Raw genomic sequence first — 15,270 nt, 5'->3', positions numbered from 1 at the left:
CGGGCATGTCCAAGCAAACGTCATTTTTCACCTCCGTCGGCCGCCTGTATCCCCATGTGCGGCCCATCCTCCCCCGCCTTGTCATGGGCCTCATTTGCGCCCTGCTTGCCAGCATCGTCGCACTCACCATCCCGCAGGTTTTGCGGATCCTGGTCAACAACTCGCTGCAGCCCGGCGGCTCCCCGGAAGCAGTGTGGGTTGCCGCCGTCGTGATTCTTGGCCTCGGCGTGGCCGAAGCCGGCCTGGTGGCCTTGCGCCGCCAGTTCGTGATCAATCCGGCCACCACCGTGGAGACCCGGATGCGTGTGACCCTTTACGGACACCTGCAGCAGCTCTCGGTGGCGTTCCACGACCGCTGGGGCTCGGGCCAGCTGCTTTCGCGGGCCATGACGGACCTTAGCTTCCTGCGCCGGTGGATGGCGTTCGGCGCGATCATGCTGGTGGTCACGACGCTGACGGTGATCATCGGAGTCGGCGTCATGTTTTCCATGAGCTGGCAGCTGGCGCTCATCTTCCTTGCCGCGGCCGTGCCGATCATGATCAACTCTTTCCGGTTCCGTCGGCGGTTCAGCCTTGTCACTCGACTCAGCCAGGACCAGGCCGGCGACCTCGCCACCACCGTCGAAGAATCGGTCCACGGCATCCGCGTCCTGAAGGCGTTCGGACGGAGCCGCGAGGCGCTGGAAAACTTCAATGGCCAGGCCGAGGAGCTGCGCCAGACCGAGATCGCCAAAGCTAAACAGCAGGCCGGTTTCACACTTGTTGTCACCCTGCTGCCCGAGCTCGCGCTGGGCGTCGGACTGGTGGTGGGCATCATGCTGGCCGCCAGCGGTCAGCTCAGCATCGGTGCCTTGGTCGCTTTCTTCGCTACCGCGGCGGTTGTGGCTACCCCCGTTGAATTTTCCGGCATGCTTCTGGCGATGGCGCTGACGGCAAAGACCGCCCTGGACCGCCACTTCGAGGTCATGGACACTGAAAACACCATCACGTCGCCGGACGTGCCGGTGGTACCGGAAACCGTCAAAGGCGCCTTGCGTTTTGAACACGCAAGTTTCGGGTTCGACGACGGCGGCACCCTCCTGCACGACATCACCCTGGACATCCGTCCCGGCGAAACCATGGCCCTCGTGGGCATCACGGGAAGCGGAAAGAGCGCGCTGCTTCAACTTGTCCCCCGCCTCTACGACGTGACGTCCGGTGCAGTCACCATCGACGGCGTTGACGTCCGCGACTTCGACATCGCGGAACTGCGCAGGATCGTTGCCGTGGCCTTCGAGGACACCACGCTCTTCTCCAGTTCGGTCCGGGACAACGTGCTCCTGGGCGCCCCGAATCCCAGCGATGCTGCCCTGGACGAGGCATTGGACGTCGCCCAGGCCCAGTTTGCCTACTCCCTGCCCGAGGGCGTCGACACGCTGATCGGCGAGGAAGGGCTGAGTTTGTCCGGTGGCCAGAGGCAGCGAATCGCCCTGGCCCGGGCCATCGCCGCCACGCCGAAAGTCCTGGTCCTCGACGATCCCCTGTCCGCCCTGGACGTCAATACCGAAGAACGCGTGGAAGCCCGCTTGCGCGAGGTCCTCCGCGAGACCACCACATTGATCGTCGCGCACCGTCCCTCCACTGTGGCATTGGCGGACCGGGTGGCGTTGCTCCAAAACGGGACCATCACCGCCGTCGGAACCCATACGGAATTGTTGGCCGAAAACGACCACTACCGCTACGTCATCGCGAGCCTGGACGCGGGCCCGAAGGACCTCGATACCGAACTGGACGAGCTCGAAGAAGCTGAGGAGGCCCGCCGGTGAGCGCCACGACCTTTGGTACCGCCAATGAGGACAACACCCTCCTCAGCAAAGCAGACAGCAAAGCCGTACGACGCCGGTCGCTCGCCTTGCTTGCCTCGCTGATCCGTCCAGTGCGGTTGCGTTTTTGGCTGACGATCGTGATGGTGGTGGTTTCGCAGCTGACCCGCGTTGCGGGACCGGCGCTGATCGCGTTCGGCATCGACCACGCGCTCCCGGCACTTCAGTCCGGCGACAACGGTCCGTTGGTGTTGGCTGGCTCGCTCTACTTGGCCGCCGCAGTTGCGACAGCCGGAATGACGGCTCTCTACGTGACCTCCACGGCCCGGCTGAGCCAGGCGATGCTCCTGGACCTGCGGCTCCGCGTCTTCCGGCACACGCAGCGCCTGAGCCTGGAATTCCACGAGAAATACACCTCGGGACGAATTATTGCCCGGCAAACTTCTGACCTGGAAGCGCTGCGGGAGCTTCTGGATTCCGGCGTCAGTTCCTTGGCTTCGGGCATGCTGTTCATGGTGTTCACCGCTTTCACGGTGTTCGCGTTGGATTGGCGCAGTGGCTTGATCATGCTTGCGGCCGGCGTCCCGATGTTCTTCCTGGCCCGCTGGTACCAGAAGCACTCGCAGATCGCGTTCCGGGAGTCCCGGGTGGTCTCGGCGCGCCTGATCGTGCACTTCGTGGAAACCATGACCGGCATTCGCGCCGTGAAGGCCTTCCGCAAGGAGCGCGAGAACGCAGCCCGCTATGGCGAGTTGGCTGAGGACTACCGCAAGAACACTGTCCGCTCGATCAACCTGAACGGCATCTTCCAGCCGGGGTTGGTGTTGATCGGCAACGTCTGCGTAGCCGTGGTCCTGCTGTTCGGCGGCTTCCGGGTGCTCAGCGGTGATCTCGCTGTGGGTGTCCTGCTGGCACTTATCCTCTCCACCAAGCGCTTCTTCCAGCCGGTGGACCAGATGGCGATGTTCTACAACTCGTTCCAGAGTGCCCAGGCCGCATTGGAGAAGGTCTCGGGGCTGCTTGAGGAAGTTCCCACGGTGCGTCCGCCGAAGAACCCGGTGCCGCTGAAGAGTTCACGGGGTGAGATCGACTTCAAGGGCGTGGAGTTCGGCTACAGCGACGGCCAGCTGGTTGTTCCTGCCCTGGACCTGCACATCCCTGCCGGGCAAACCGTAGCCTTGGTGGGACAGACCGGCGCTGGCAAGTCCACGCTGGCCAAACTCATCGCCCGCTTCTACGACGTCACGTCCGGTTCCATCACCCTGGACGGGGTGGACCTGCGCGACTTGGCTACCACGGACCTCCGCCGGGCCGTGGTGATGGTGACCCAGGAGGCCTTCCTCTTCAGCGGTTCGGTTGCCGACAACATCGCTCTTGGTCGCCCGGAAGCTTCCCGCGCAGAGATTGAGGCTGCAGCTGCGGCAGTGGGTGCCCACGAGTTCATCATGAGCCTTCCCGAAGGCTACGACACCGACGTCAACAAGCGCGGTGGCCGGGTGTCCTCCGGGCAGCGGCAGCTCATTGGCTTCGCGAGGGCATTCCTAGCGGCGCCTGCGGTATTGATCCTGGATGAGGCGACGTCGTCCCTGGACATTCCTTCCGAGCGCATGGTCCAGCAGGGGCTGGCCCAGCTGCTCGAGGGTGTCGCCGGCGGGAACGATGCCCGCACTGCCATCATCATCGCCCACCGGCTCTCCACCGTTGAGACGGCGGACAGGGTGCTGGTGGTCCACGACGGACGCATTGTTGAAGATGGCTCGCCGGCCGAGCTGATCAGCGGCGGTGGCCGGTTCGCCCGGTTACACGGAGCCTGGCGGGATTCGTTGGTGTAGTCGTGGCGTCTGGTGCGAGTGTGGCGAGGGACACCCACTCCCCGATTTCGCATCCCGCAGCGATTCAGCTATCCTTGAACAGTTGCTTTCGCAGCGGATCGGGATGTAGCGCAGCTTGGTAGCGCGCTTCGTTCGGGACGAAGAGGTCGCAGGTTCAAATCCTGTCATCCCGACCAATAACGAAAAAGGCGTCGAGAAATCGGCGCCTTTTTTGTTTAACGCCCAAGCCCAAGGAATATCCCGCGGCGGAAGTTATCCACAGGCGCGTGGCCGCTCGTTGCACGGCGACTCCCTTGGCCTCTAGGCTCGCGCCTGATGACTGAATACAGTCACAGCTACGTATTTTGGGGGCGGTTGCCAGATGTCCAGCGATTCGATTGGCCTTGTCATAGGATTGGGCGTGCTCGGTGCGGTACTGCTCACCGGCGGCACTCTTGGCCTCGGTGGTTGGCTGCCGATGAATCAAGTGGTTGGTATTCGCCTTCCATCGGTCATGATGTCCGATGCCGCGTGGAGGGCCGGACACAGGAGTGCCGGCCCCTACCTCATCCTTGGCGGCGCGTCGGCTGGAGCCGCCGCAGTGGTGGCCGCCCTGGTTCCCTCGGCAAATCCGCTGGCAGTTTCGCTGGCAGGCGGAGGGAGCGCGGTGCTGTTCCTGGTTATCGGAGCCGTCGTCGCCTCCAAGAGTGCGCTTCGGGCGGAAAGCCGCCAACCGGCGTCGAATCCGGGTGCGCCATGAGTGTTGCAGCCGTAAAGGGTAAAAGAAAACCCCGGGGGCATCGCTCGTCACGCCCCGGGGTTTCTTCGGATGTACTGCTTACATCGGATCCGGCCAGTTGCCGATCGACATCGGCGTGGCGGTGGTGTCCGTTGTCTTGGTCGGCGCCGAAACGCGCATAGGATCAGGCCAGTTGCCAATGGCACTGACCGATGAGTTGGAATCTACAGCCGACGCTGCAGAGACGACTGCGGGAGCCGCAACCGACAAGGTCAGTGCGCCTGCCATGGCCACTGACGCGGCGATTTTTTTGAACATGATGTACCCCAATGCGAGTCGGATTCGTTACGGAAATTGCGCGGTCCCTGTTGACATACATTGTAAAATGTTTTCCACAGAGACTGTCAAGGTTTTGGTCAAAAGACACCTGTAGGAGGAACCCGTGGGAAACGGATTCGGCGAGAAGCTACGTGCCGAACGGCTCGAACGCGGGTTAACGCAGGCCGAGCTCGGCAAAAACCTGTACTCCCCCAGCTACATCTCCCTGCTTGAAACGGGCCGTCGCGAGCCGACGGCCGAGGTCATCGAAGAGCTCGCCCGCCGACTCGAACTTGCTCCCAAGGCCCTTGAAGCGTGGAGCCAACCCGTTACCGTAAGCGACGCTGAATACGTCCTTGCCGGCTTGTACGCCCGCCAAGCATGGGACTTGCGCGACTACCAACTTGCCGCCAGCCACGCCGCCACTGCCGCGCAGATTGCCCTTGAGGCCAAGAACAACAGCGCCTGGTGGAACATGACGTACATGCAGGCCGAATGCGTCATGAAGCAGGGCCAGCTGAAGGAATGCCAGCAGATTGTTGAGCACCTGTTGGAACATCCCATGGCCACTGAGTCCGCCGGCCTGGGAGTACGCGCCTGGCAGATGCTTGCCGCTGTGTGTCACGGACAAGGGCAGCTGGCCACCGCCGTCGAGCATGCAAAACAAGCCGTCAAGCTCAGCGAGCAACTGCCCAAGGGCTCCACGCTCATCATTGGCGCGCACCGCGCGCTGATCGGCGCGCTGGCTGAGAGCGGCAAGCTCGACGAGGCCTGGGAGTACTGCCTGGCGATGATCGAGCACATGGACGAACACTCGATGTCGCAACTGGCCGGCGAGGTTGCGTGGGTGGTGGGCAACGTCGCCTTCATGCGCCACGACTACACAGAGGGCATCAAGCACCACGAACGCGCCGCGAAGCTGCTCTCCCCCGCCAACGACATCGAACTGTGGGCCCGCTTCAACAAGGCATCGGCCGCGGTACGCCTGTCCTCAGGAATTGTGGAACCGGAAACTCTGTCCGCCATTGAACGCGCCGAGCTCGCGCTGTCCATTGTGGGCGGAAACAAGACGGACCAACTGGAAGTCGCCTTCATCCGCGCCCGCTGGCTGTACTTGACCGGGGACATTCCGGCCGCCGTCGAGAAGCTGCGCGAAATCCACGCCGACCGCAAGGTTCTGGCCCGCCACACGGCTGGTGAGGTGTCGTTGCTGCTCGGCAAGTCCTTGAAGGCAGCCGGTGAAGCTGCAGAAGCCCTGACTTTCCTGGAAGAAGCGCAACACGACTTCAGCGCTGCAGGCGCCTCGGACCGCGTTCAACAGGCCATGGACGCCGTACTGGAGATCCGCCTGGCCGAGCGTCGGGCCGCGAAGGAACACTCCGAAGCCTGATTAACCAAACTGGGGGACAGCACTTGTTCCACTGAGCGCTCAGTAGAACATGTGCTGTCCCCCAGTTGGGTGCGGGCTACGCGAAGGTGCGGCCCGTGAGCTTCTCGTACGCCTCGACATAGCGGGCACGGGTGCGTTCCACGACGTCGGCGGGAAGAGCCGGCGGCGGAGTGTCCGAGGACTTGTCCCAGCCGGACTCCGCGGAGGTCAGCCAGTCGCGGACGTACTGCTTGTCATAGGACGGCTGCGACTTGCCCGGCTCATATGTGGACGCGTCCCAGAACCGTGAAGAATCCGGGGTGAGGACCTCGTCGCCCAGCGTGATCACACCGGTGGCGGCATCGCTGCCGAACTCCACCTTTGTGTCGGCGAGGATGATGCCACGTTCGCGGGCGATCTCCTCGGCGCGGGTGTAGATCTTCAGGGTGAGCTCGCTCAGGCGGGCAGCAATGTCATCGCCGACCATTGCCACGACGTCGTCGTAAGTGATGTTGACGTCGTGCTCGCCAACCTCAGCCTTGGCCGACGGCGTGAACAGGGCGTGGTCCAGGCGGGAACCATCCACCAAGCCCTCCGGCAGCGGAATCTCGCAGACAGTGCCGGATTGCTTGTACTCCGCCAGGCCCGAACCTGTCAGGTAACCACGGGCGATGCATTCCACCGGGAACATCTCCAGCTTCTTACAGATCATCGCGCGGCCCTCGACTTCGGCCGGGACACCGCCCTCAACCGTTGAGGCCAGCACGTGGTGTTCAACCTCCAGCTGCTCGAACCACCACAGGCTGAGCTGCGTCAGAACGCGGCCCTTGTCCGGGATCTCGCTGCTCAAGACGTGGTCGTAGGCGCTGATGCGGTCACTGGCTACCACCAGCACGCAGTCCTGGCCGAACTTCTCCGTAATGGATTCATCGGCGGGAACATAAAGGTCGCGAACCTTGCCCGAGTAGACATGCGTCCAGCCCGGAAGGTCCAAGGTCTCGGTCTCGAAGCCTCCGGTGGGAAGGGAGTCAGTCATGCTCAGGCCTGCACTTTCGGGATGGTGCCGGTAGCCGCGTACGGCACCCGGATTTCGCCGCGGGCGGCCTTGCCTGCGATGTCCGTACGGAACTGCGAGCCTTCAAGCTGAACCAGCTCGACGCCGTCGTACGCTTTTTCGCGCGCCTCCACCAAGTCGGAACCGAGCGCGACCACCGCCAGGACGCGGCCACCGGCGGAGACCACCTTGCCTTCGTCGTCCAGCTTGGTGCCGGCGTGGACAACGTGGACGCCGTCCAGCTCGTCGACCTTCTTCAGGCCGCGGATGCGGTCGCCCGTGCGGGGAGCGTCCGGGTAGTTTTCGGCGGCAACGACGACGGCGACTGCCGTGTCCTTGGACCAGCGCAACTCTTCTGCCGTGTCCAGTTCGCCCTTGGCAGCTGCCAGCAGCAGCGCACCGAGCGGCGTCTTGAGACGGGCCAGGACAGCCTGCGTCTCGGGATCGCCGAAGCGGACGTTGAATTCGATGACGCGCGTGCCGCGGGAAGTGAGGGCCAGGCCGCAATAGAGGACGCCAATGAAGGGTGTACCGCGGCGGGCCATCTCATCGACGGTCGGCTGGGCTACGCGGTCGATGACTTCCTGGACCAGGCCTTCGGGAGCCCACTCGAGCGGGGTGTAGGCTCCCATGCCGCCGGTGTTGGGGCCTTCGTCGTTGTCGAAGATGCGCTTGAAGTCCTGCGCCGGGGACAGCGGAACTGTGGTGTGGCCGTCGCAGAGGACGAACAGGGAAACCTCGGGGCCGTCCAGGAATTCCTCGATCACCACGGTTCCACCGGCATCGAAGCAGGTCTGGGCGTGTGCCAGGGCCTCGTCGCGATCCTTGGTGACCACGACGCCCTTGCCGGCAGCGAGTCCGTCGTCCTTCACGACATAGGGTGCGCCGAAGGCATCCAAAGCGTCGGCGGCTTCCTCGGCGTTTTCGGCTACGCGCGCCATGGCCGTGGGGACGCCCGCTTCAGCCATGATCTGCTTTGCGAAGGCCTTGGAAGCTTCCAGCTGCGCGGCTTCCTTGCTGGGGCCGAACACAGGGATACCGGCTTCGCGGACGGCGTCGGATACACCGGCGGCCAGCGGCGCTTCCGGGCCGACGACAACCAGGTCCACGCCCAGCTTGGTGGCGAGGGCGGACACGGCTTCCGGGTTGTTCCCGTCGATCGCGTGGGTGGGAACGAGTTTGCTGATGCCCGCGTTGCCCGGGGCCGCGTGGACCTCGGAGACGTTGGGGTCTTCAAGCAGAGAGCGGACAATGGCGTGTTCGCGGCCGCCTGGGCCAATGACGAGTACCTTCACGGCTTAAAGGGTACTTTGTGCAGCGCGCTCGGCCTAAGCTGTGTCACGCAGCGGACCCGGCGCGCAGCCGGCGCGCGGGGGACCCGGCGCGCGGGGACCCGGCACGCACCCGGGCATGACCAGGGAATCACGCCACCGCGCCTAGACTTGCTTCATGCCCATGAGTTCGCATGAAACGTTCAACGTTGAGTCCGCCGTCGAACTGGCAGTGATCGAACGCAGTGGCTTTATTGAATCACGGCACGTTGGTGCGGCGGTGGTCCTCTCAGGTGACGGTTCCGTGGTGACGCAGCTCGGCGACATCGACGCTCCCGTCTTCGCCCGCTCCACGCTCAAGCCGTTCCAGGCCCTGGCTTCCATGCAGTCCGGCGTTCCGCTGCGGGGCGCACAGGTTGCGGTGGCGTGCGGAAGCCACACCGGTTCCCTGGACCACATGGACGTCGTTGAAGGAATGCTCAAGGCGGCCGGGGTGCGGGAAGAACACCTCCAATGTCCCACGGCCTGGCCCGAGGACGAGACCGCCCGCAACTGGCTGGTCCGCTCTGAGCGGGGAAAGTCAAAACTCGCATTCAACTGCTCCGGCAAGCACGCGGCGTTCCTCTGGGCCTGCACCGAGAACGGCTGGGACCTCCGGAGCTACCTCGAACCCAACCACCCGCTCCAGCAGCGCGTGCGTTCGGTCATTGAGGAATACAGCGGCGAGCACATTTCCCATCTGGGCATCGATGGTTGCGGCGCGCCCGTGGCCGCGATCTCGCTGACTGGCCTTGCCCGGGCTTACTCCCGCCTGGCCAAGTCACCGGGCAACTCCGCGGCAAATGCCCGTGCGGCCACCATTGCCACGTCCATGCTCGATTACCCGTGGGCCGTCCAGGGCAAGGGCGAATCGAACACCGTAGTGATGGAAGAGTTGGATGTCCTGGCGAAGATCGGCGCCGAGGGCGTCTTGGTCCTGGCCACTCCGACCGGCGCCACCGTGGCAGTCAAAATGCTGGACGGAAACCTCCGCGCCACTTCCCTGGTTGGACTGACTCTCCTTGCCGTGAGCGGGGCTGTGGACATTCCGGCCGTCTCCAGCGTCCTGGAAAGAGTGGTCGAACCCGTACTGGGTGGAGGCCACGAGGTCGGCAGGATCCGTTTGGGCCATGCCGTCTCCGCCCTGCTCGATTAGTAGTTAAGAAGGAAAGAAACCCATGGCTGTTGCACGACGCCGCGTCGACATCTCCGAGGGCAAAGCCGCGCTGGCAGCCTGGCGGGCCGCCGTCGAACCTTCCGGCACCGAAACCGCCGGTGAGCCTGCCGCCGCTGCCGGGACGGCGCCGTCGCGCACTTTAATTGCGACGGCGGTGCGCTACTCCCTGGAGGAAGTCACCGCACGCGCGCCGGGCAATTCCGTGGAGGTCCGGGTCCCGCCGTTCGGCGTCACGCAATGTGTGGAGGGTCCGCGGCACACGCGCGGCACTCCCCCGAACGTCATCGAGACCGACGCCGACACCTGGCTTGGGTTGGTGACCGGGCGGATTACGTGGGGTGAGGCCGTGCAGTCCCACAAAGTGACCGCCTCAGGTTTGCGCGCCGACCTCTCTTCGCTCCTCCCGCTCTAACGAGTTTTTGTACAGCCAATGCCCCTAAGACCGCGTCTTAGGGGCATTAGCTGTACAAAAACCCGCCGGGTTAGTCGGGGCAGATTGGTGTTGTCGGTTGGCCTGGCTTGCTCATCTCGAACTGTGGGATCTCATCCGCTGCCGGGCCGCCACGAAACTTCGGTGAGGGTTCCTGGCCGGTGCTGATGCGCTCGAGCTCCTGCTGGGCGTAGACGTCTTCCTTGCCGAGCATGATGGCCGTGTCCTCGTTGGTGATTTCGCCGTTGAAGGCGCGGACCATGACGCTGCGGTCGAACTGGCCTTCCCACTTGGCCACTACGAACGTGGCCACGCAGTTGCCGAGCAGGTTGACCACTACACGCATCGAGTCCATGAGGCGGTCGGCGCCAAGGAGAAGCGCGACGCCGGCCACCGGGAAGATGCCGAGCGCGGCGGCGGTGGCCGAGAGTGCCAGGAAGGACGAGCCCGGAACACCGGCCATGCCCTTGGAGGTCAGGAGCAGGACGCCGAGGGCAGCCAACTGTTGGCCGAGATCCAGGTTGTGGCCGAAGGCCTGCGCCAGGAAGAGCAGCGAGATGGAGAGGTAGATCGCGGCGCCGTCGAGGTTGAAGGAGTAACCGGTGGGCACTACCAAGCCCGTGGTGGCCCTTGAACAGCCGGCGTTGGTCAGCTTGGTCATGATGCGCGGCATGACTGCTTCCGTTGACGCCGTACCGAGAGCCAGCAGGAATTCCTCGCGGGTGTACTTCAGGAACTGCCACAGCGGAACCCGTGCGAAACCCCAGGCCACCAGGAACAGCAGCCCGATGAAGACGATGGCCGCGCCATAGCAGGAGGCAATCAGCAGGGCGTAGGTTCCCAAGGTGCCCACCCCGTACTGGCCGATGATGAAGGCCATGGCACCGAAGGCACCGATGGGGGCCACTTTCATGATCCAGGACATGATCTTGAAGATCAGTTCCAGCACGGTTTCCATGAGGCTGATGACCGGCAAGCACCGTTCGCGGCCGATGACCACGATCGCGGCGCCGAAGAAGACGGAGAAGAAGAGCACCTGAAGCAGGCTGTTGCTGGCGAAAGCGCCGATCACGCTGGACGGAATGACATCCAGGATGAAGGCCGCAGCGTCCTTGGGGACTGCGTGGCCGGTTTTAGCGTCGAGCGCTTCCTGGGAAAGGGTAGCGGGATCGATGTTGAGGCCAGCACCAGGCTGGACAATGTTGGCGACGACCAGGCCGAAAACCAGGGCGAAAAGCGTGGCGCCGGTGAAGTACAGGAGTGCTTTGACCCCGACCCGTCCGACCGCTTTGACGTCGCCCACTGCCGAGATGCCTGTGACGATCACGAGGAAAATCAGCGGGGCGATGATCATTTTGATGAGTTGAATGAATCCATCACCCAGTGGCCGGAGTGCGGACCCGATGTTCGGCCAGAAATGACCGATGAGCACACCTGCGACGACGGCGATCAGGATTTGAAAAAAGAGCGACTGGTACAGCCGCTTTTTCTTCTGCGGGGCCGAACTCGCCTTCAGCGCCGCGGGGTCTGGGATCTTCATTGATCTGAACCAATCAGTTTGGGAACAGCCCCTCGTTTTGGGGGGATGTTTTCAATGTAAGCCGGGTCACATCATTCCGCAAGGGGAGATTCGATTTCCATATTGCGGAAGTCACATTCGGTTTGGTATGCCACTTTGGCGTGCCACTACGACCCACTTTGGCAGGGGAAAGCCCCCAGAACGCCGGAAAATTCGGCTTTCTGGGGGCTTGGCGGCCTCAATGTTGGTCGTGGCGGCACGGGGGCGCGCCGGGGCAGCCGGGAGTCCTAGCCGCGGCCCACGAAGGGCATGCCCGCCGCGGTCACCACCAGCGAACCGACACTGGCCGACGCCGGCATGTTGGCCATCAGCAGCACAGCCCTGGCGGCGTCATCCACAGGGAACATGGGCTCCACCTTGCGGGAACCGTCGGCCTGCAGCGCACCCGAGCCAACCCCGATGGTGTCCATGATCTCGGTGCGGGTATTGCCGATGTCGATCTGCCCGCACGTAATCCCGAATTCCCGCCCGTCGAGCTCAATACTCTTGGTCAAGCCGGTCATGGCGTGCTTGGTCACCGTGTACGCCACCGACCGGGGCCTGGGCGAGTGCGCGGAGATGGAGCCGTTGTTGATGATCCGGCCACCCTGCGGCCGCTGCGCCTTCATGGTCCGGACGGCCTCGGCGGCACAGAGCATGGAACCGGTGACGTTCACCCGCAGCGTGGCTTCCCACTCCGCGACGTCAAGATCGCCCACGTCCCCGGACGGCCCGAAGACGCCTGCATTGTTGAACAGGACATCCACCCGGCCCCACCGTTGGCGGACTTGCTCGAAAAGGCGCGCGACGTCGTCGGGCGCTGTCACATCGCACGGTACGGCAAGCGCTTCGGGGTGACCATCGGCCGTCTCCAGCAGCTGCGCTTCCCGCCGCCCAGCAAGCGCCACCCGGTAGCCGTCGTCGAGCATGAGCCTGGCCACCGCCCGCCCGATCCCGGACCCCGCACCGGTTACGACGGCGACCTTTGGGTCCGCGGGCAGGCTGGAGTCAGTCATGTGGTTGCCTTTCGGTGGTTTTAGAGCGCAGTGGACTGGGCGACGGACGTTATCGGCCAGCCTATGACAGTCTTCGGGCGCGGTGTCGCGTAGGTTCGGACCTTGGACGTGGAGAGGCCAAGCCGGACGAGGGATTCTGCAATGGTGACGGCCGAGGCCACACCATCAACCACAGGGACTCCGGTGCGCTGGCGGATCTGCTCATCAAGCCCTGCCATGCCGCCGCAGCCCAGGACAATCACTTCCGCGTGGTCCTTGCTGACAGCTTCCTCAGCCTGGCCGACAATCGCCTCGACAGCACGTTCCGGGTACTCCTCCAGCTCCAGAACAGCCATCCCGCTGGCTCGCACGGAAGCGCAGCGGGCATCCAGTCCGGCCAGCTTGAGGCGGTCCTCGATCAGCGGCACTGCGCGGTCCAAGGTGGTGACGACAGAGTACTTGTGACCCAGGAACATCGCTGTGCTGGCCGCGGCCTCGGTGATGTCCACCACCGGAACCTCCAGGAGTTCCTGCAGGCCCTCCCTGCCGTGCTCGCCGTAACCGGCCTGGATGACGGCGTCGAACGGCTCCGGGTAATTGACCACAGCGTCCATGACGGCGATCGCGGCCAGATAGCTTTCGAAGTTGCCCTCACAGGAGTCGGCACCAAAACGCGGCGTGATGCCGATGATCTCGGTTCCGGGAGCTGCGGCAGCGCGGGCCTGGGCTGCGATGGAGTCCGTCATGGACTGCGTGGTGTTCACGTTTGCGACAAGAATGCGCATGGTATTTCCTCTCAATGGCAGCGCCCGCCCTGCGGCCAGTTGACCGGAAGGACGGGCGGCGCCTTTTGTCACGTGTCAGTGGGTGCTGGCGACGGCGATCGGCTCGCCGGAAACGTCCTCGTGGACCTGCTTCTTGTCCGCAACGGCGAAGTAGGTGAGCGCTGCGACGCCGGCCCCGATGAACCAGGCGAACGGTGCCGCGGCGGCGAGTCCAGGGATGAACGCGATGGCGATCGCCAAGGCAGCAGCCGGAAGCATTGCAATGACAGCCTTCGGGTTGACGCCCCGCTTGTAGAAGTAGGCACCCTTGGGGTCTTCCGTGTAGAGCTCGGGGACATTGACCTTGCCGCGGCGGACCAGCCAGTAGTCAGCCATGACAACACCGAACAGCGGGCCAAGCAAAGCACCGAGGCCACCCAGGAAGTACACAATCACAATCGGGTTGTTGTAGAGGTTCCACGGCAGGATGATCAAGCCGATGGTTCCGCTGACCCAAGCAGCCTTGCGGAAGTTCAGGTGCCGCGGGAACAGATTGGTCAGCGCGTAGACCGGAGCCACGAAGTTGGCCATGAGGTTCACCGCGATGGTCAGGATCAGCAAAGCAAGGCAAGCCAGGACCAGCAGCAGCGTGTTGGGGATGCTCTGGACGATGTCCGAAGGGCTTTGGATGACCGTTCCGTTGATCTTGTACTGGCCGCCGGCCATGACGACGACGATGGCGCCAAAGACGAGCATGTTGATGGGAATGCCCCAGAAGTTTCCCTTGACGATCGACTTCTTGGACGTTGAGGACCTGGTGAAGTCGCAGAAGTTCAGGACGAACGTTCCATAGATGGACACCCAGAGGGCGCCGCCGGCAAAGATGGTCAGCCACATCTCGGTACCTTCAAGGCCCTTGATGCCGGTCCACTGGATGGCGCCACCGGCTTCGATGAAGACCCAGACGGCGATCGCGGCCATGGTGACGAGGATGACGGGGCCAGCGAAGGCCTCGTATTTACGGATCATCTCCATGCCGAAGCTGACGATGACCAGCTGCACGATCCACAGGGCAACGAACGAGAACCAACCGAGCGTGGAAAGGCCCAGGATGGAGTTGCTGTCCAGGTCCTTCAAGCCAGGAGCCATGGCCACGAGCATGACGCGCAGGACGACGGAGGCCAGGTAGGTCTGGATGCCGAACCAGGCGACTGCGACGGCGCCACGGACAAGGCTTGCGATCTGGGCTCCCCTGATGCCGAAGCTGATGCGGCTCATCACTGGAAAAGGTACGCCCGTCTTTTGGCCCATGAATCCTGAGAAGTTCAGGAGGGCGAAAAGAAGCACGGCACCGATCCCGAGGGCAACCAGGATTTGCCAGCCGCCCAAGCCAAGGGAGAACAGGCCGATGGCGAAGGCATAGTTACCCAGGCTGTGGACGTCGTTGGCCCAGAGGGTAAAGATGCTGTAGCTGGTCCACTTGCGGCCTTTGGCTTTGGTGGGGGCGAGGTCGATGTTGTAAAGACTGGGACTGATGGTACGGCCTGCGGCTTCGGAAGCAATCGCACAAAGATCCGTGTTTCCCACGACCGGGTGGTTGGGGTCACCCGTCTCTGCGTCTTCCGGAGTCTCATTGACGCCGACTGATGAAGTCGTCTGCATCGTGGATCTCCACTTCGTACTGATTCCACAATATGGAATCAAGTTATTGAATAGTGAAAGAACTCTATGACGCAGGTCACCTCCAGTCAAGGTTGAGACTGTACGCCGGGTCACATTCGGTTGTTTGACGTGAGGATTGCCGGTTGACTGTTTCGGACGCGTGATCCGTGTTGACGCTGCCCACCGGCGCACGTAATCTCGAATTGCAGAATTTTATTCTCACAATACGAAATTCCCTTGAGCGCCCCCACAGAGCAAGCGCCCATACATTCAATGAAGAG

The 15,270-nt window shown here is 63.3% G+C and carries 13 protein-coding genes and 1 tRNA gene; 7 read left to right on the top strand and 7 right to left on the bottom strand.

All coding sequences use genetic code 11. The features are described from left to right. Positions 1–5 precede the first annotated feature (5 nt). The 4 genes from PQ627_RS10210 (at position 6) to PQ627_RS10195 (ending at position 4,373) form a co-directional block, all read left to right on the top strand. Positions 6–1,805, top strand: coding sequence for an ABC transporter ATP-binding protein (locus PQ627_RS10210; RefSeq protein WP_274260628.1), 1,800 nt, complete (start codon positions 6–8; stop codon positions 1,803–1,805). After that, entirely contained in the window at positions 1,802–3,634 is a 1,833-nt protein-coding gene (locus PQ627_RS10205) for an ABC transporter ATP-binding protein (protein WP_274260626.1), read from the top strand. Before PQ627_RS10210 ends, PQ627_RS10205 begins: the two co-directional genes overlap by 4 nt. Positions 3,635–3,733: 99 nt before the next feature. After that, a tRNA-Pro gene (locus tag PQ627_RS10200) sits at positions 3,734–3,810 on the top strand. A 185-nt stretch (positions 3,811–3,995) separates the two neighbouring features. Then, positions 3,996–4,373: an SdpI family protein gene (locus PQ627_RS10195; protein ID WP_274260624.1), complete on the top strand. Its 378-nt coding sequence runs from the start codon at positions 3,996–3,998 to the stop codon at positions 4,371–4,373. 78 nt (positions 4,374–4,451) lie between these two features. Here PQ627_RS10195 and PQ627_RS10190 read toward each other — a convergent pair whose 3' ends face one another. Beyond that, complete coding sequence (locus tag PQ627_RS10190; RefSeq protein WP_144663374.1) at positions 4,452–4,670, bottom strand: hypothetical protein; 219 nt, start codon at positions 4,668–4,670, stop codon at positions 4,452–4,454. 124 nt (positions 4,671–4,794) lie between these two features. Here PQ627_RS10190 and PQ627_RS10185 point away from each other — a divergent pair, with 124 nt between their 5' ends. Further along, the gene (locus tag PQ627_RS10185; protein WP_144663373.1) at positions 4,795–6,060 is read left to right on the top strand and encodes a helix-turn-helix domain-containing protein; all 1,266 of its coding nucleotides are present in this window, start codon (positions 4,795–4,797) and stop codon (positions 6,058–6,060) included. A 76-nt stretch (positions 6,061–6,136) separates the two neighbouring features. Here the strand turns inward: PQ627_RS10185 and PQ627_RS10180 are convergent, their stop codons facing one another. Together PQ627_RS10180 and purD are read right to left on the bottom strand one after the other, a co-directional pair. Beyond that, positions 6,137–7,075 carry a phosphoribosylaminoimidazolesuccinocarboxamide synthase gene (locus tag PQ627_RS10180; RefSeq protein ID WP_274260621.1) on the bottom strand — a complete coding sequence of 313 codons (939 nt, stop codon included), beginning with the start codon at positions 7,073–7,075 and terminating at the stop codon, positions 6,137–6,139. 2 nt (positions 7,076–7,077) lie between these two features. Next, complete coding sequence (gene purD / locus PQ627_RS10175) at positions 7,078–8,388, bottom strand: phosphoribosylamine--glycine ligase (RefSeq protein ID WP_144663415.1); 1,311 nt, start codon at positions 8,386–8,388, stop codon at positions 7,078–7,080. A 154-nt stretch (positions 8,389–8,542) separates the two neighbouring features. Between purD and PQ627_RS10170 the strand changes: the two genes are divergently transcribed. Then, positions 8,543–9,559, top strand: a complete 1,017-nt coding sequence (locus PQ627_RS10170) for an asparaginase (RefSeq protein WP_144663416.1) — start codon at positions 8,543–8,545, stop codon at positions 9,557–9,559. A 22-nt stretch (positions 9,560–9,581) separates the two neighbouring features. Continuing rightward, the gene (locus tag PQ627_RS10165) at positions 9,582–9,992 is read left to right on the top strand and encodes a sterol carrier family protein (protein WP_274260617.1); all 411 of its coding nucleotides are present in this window, start codon (positions 9,582–9,584) and stop codon (positions 9,990–9,992) included. A 70-nt stretch (positions 9,993–10,062) separates the two neighbouring features. On the opposite strand, the gene PQ627_RS10160 is transcribed toward PQ627_RS10165, so the two are convergent. The 4 genes from PQ627_RS10160 to PQ627_RS10145 form a co-directional block, all read right to left on the bottom strand. Continuing rightward, positions 10,063–11,550, bottom strand: a complete 1,488-nt coding sequence (locus tag PQ627_RS10160) for a cation:dicarboxylate symporter family transporter (protein WP_274260615.1) — start codon at positions 11,548–11,550, stop codon at positions 10,063–10,065. A 266-nt stretch (positions 11,551–11,816) separates the two neighbouring features. After that, a complete protein-coding gene (locus tag PQ627_RS10155; protein WP_274260613.1) occupies positions 11,817–12,584 on the bottom strand; it encodes an SDR family oxidoreductase in 768 nt (255 codons plus the stop codon). A gap of 20 nt (positions 12,585–12,604) precedes the next feature. After that, positions 12,605–13,348: an aspartate/glutamate racemase family protein gene (locus PQ627_RS10150; protein WP_274260612.1), complete on the bottom strand. Its 744-nt coding sequence runs from the start codon at positions 13,346–13,348 to the stop codon at positions 12,605–12,607. Between the two features lie 75 nt (positions 13,349–13,423). Continuing rightward, positions 13,424–14,989: an NCS1 family nucleobase:cation symporter-1 gene (locus tag PQ627_RS10145; protein WP_274260610.1), complete on the bottom strand. Its 1,566-nt coding sequence runs from the start codon at positions 14,987–14,989 to the stop codon at positions 13,424–13,426. Positions 14,990–15,270 lie beyond the last annotated feature (281 nt).

The organism is Paenarthrobacter sp. AB444 (assembly GCF_028736865.1).
In the GTDB taxonomy this organism is placed as follows: Bacteria; Actinomycetota; Actinomycetes; order Actinomycetales; family Micrococcaceae; genus Arthrobacter; species Arthrobacter nicotinovorans_B.
Note: the sequence above shows the minus strand (reverse complement) of the source record. Positions and strands in the feature narration are given on the sequence as shown.

Bases quoted from the DNA above. Each gene is read 5' to 3' on its own strand.
- PQ627_RS10145 (WP_274260610.1), bottom strand. From the start codon at position 14,989: ATGCAGACGACTTCATCAGTCGGCGTCAATGAGACTCCGGAAGACGCA.
- PQ627_RS10150 (WP_274260612.1), bottom strand. From the start codon at position 13,348: ATGCGCATTCTTGTCGCAAACGTGAACACCACGCAGTCCATGACGGAC.
- PQ627_RS10190 (WP_144663374.1), bottom strand. From the start codon at position 4,670: ATGTTCAAAAAAATCGCCGCGTCAGTGGCCATGGCAGGCGCACTGACC.
- PQ627_RS10160 (WP_274260615.1), bottom strand. From the start codon at position 11,550: ATGAAGATCCCAGACCCCGCGGCGCTGAAGGCGAGTTCGGCCCCGCAG.
- PQ627_RS10180 (WP_274260621.1), bottom strand. From the start codon at position 7,075: ATGACTGACTCCCTTCCCACCGGAGGCTTCGAGACCGAGACCTTGGAC.
- PQ627_RS10210 (WP_274260628.1), top strand. From the start codon at position 6: ATGTCCAAGCAAACGTCATTTTTCACCTCCGTCGGCCGCCTGTATCCC.
- PQ627_RS10170 (WP_144663416.1), top strand. From the start codon at position 8,543: ATGCCCATGAGTTCGCATGAAACGTTCAACGTTGAGTCCGCCGTCGAA.
- PQ627_RS10155 (WP_274260613.1), bottom strand. From the start codon at position 12,584: ATGACTGACTCCAGCCTGCCCGCGGACCCAAAGGTCGCCGTCGTAACC.
- PQ627_RS10165 (WP_274260617.1), top strand. From the start codon at position 9,582: ATGGCTGTTGCACGACGCCGCGTCGACATCTCCGAGGGCAAAGCCGCG.
- PQ627_RS10195 (WP_274260624.1), top strand. From the start codon at position 3,996: ATGTCCAGCGATTCGATTGGCCTTGTCATAGGATTGGGCGTGCTCGGT.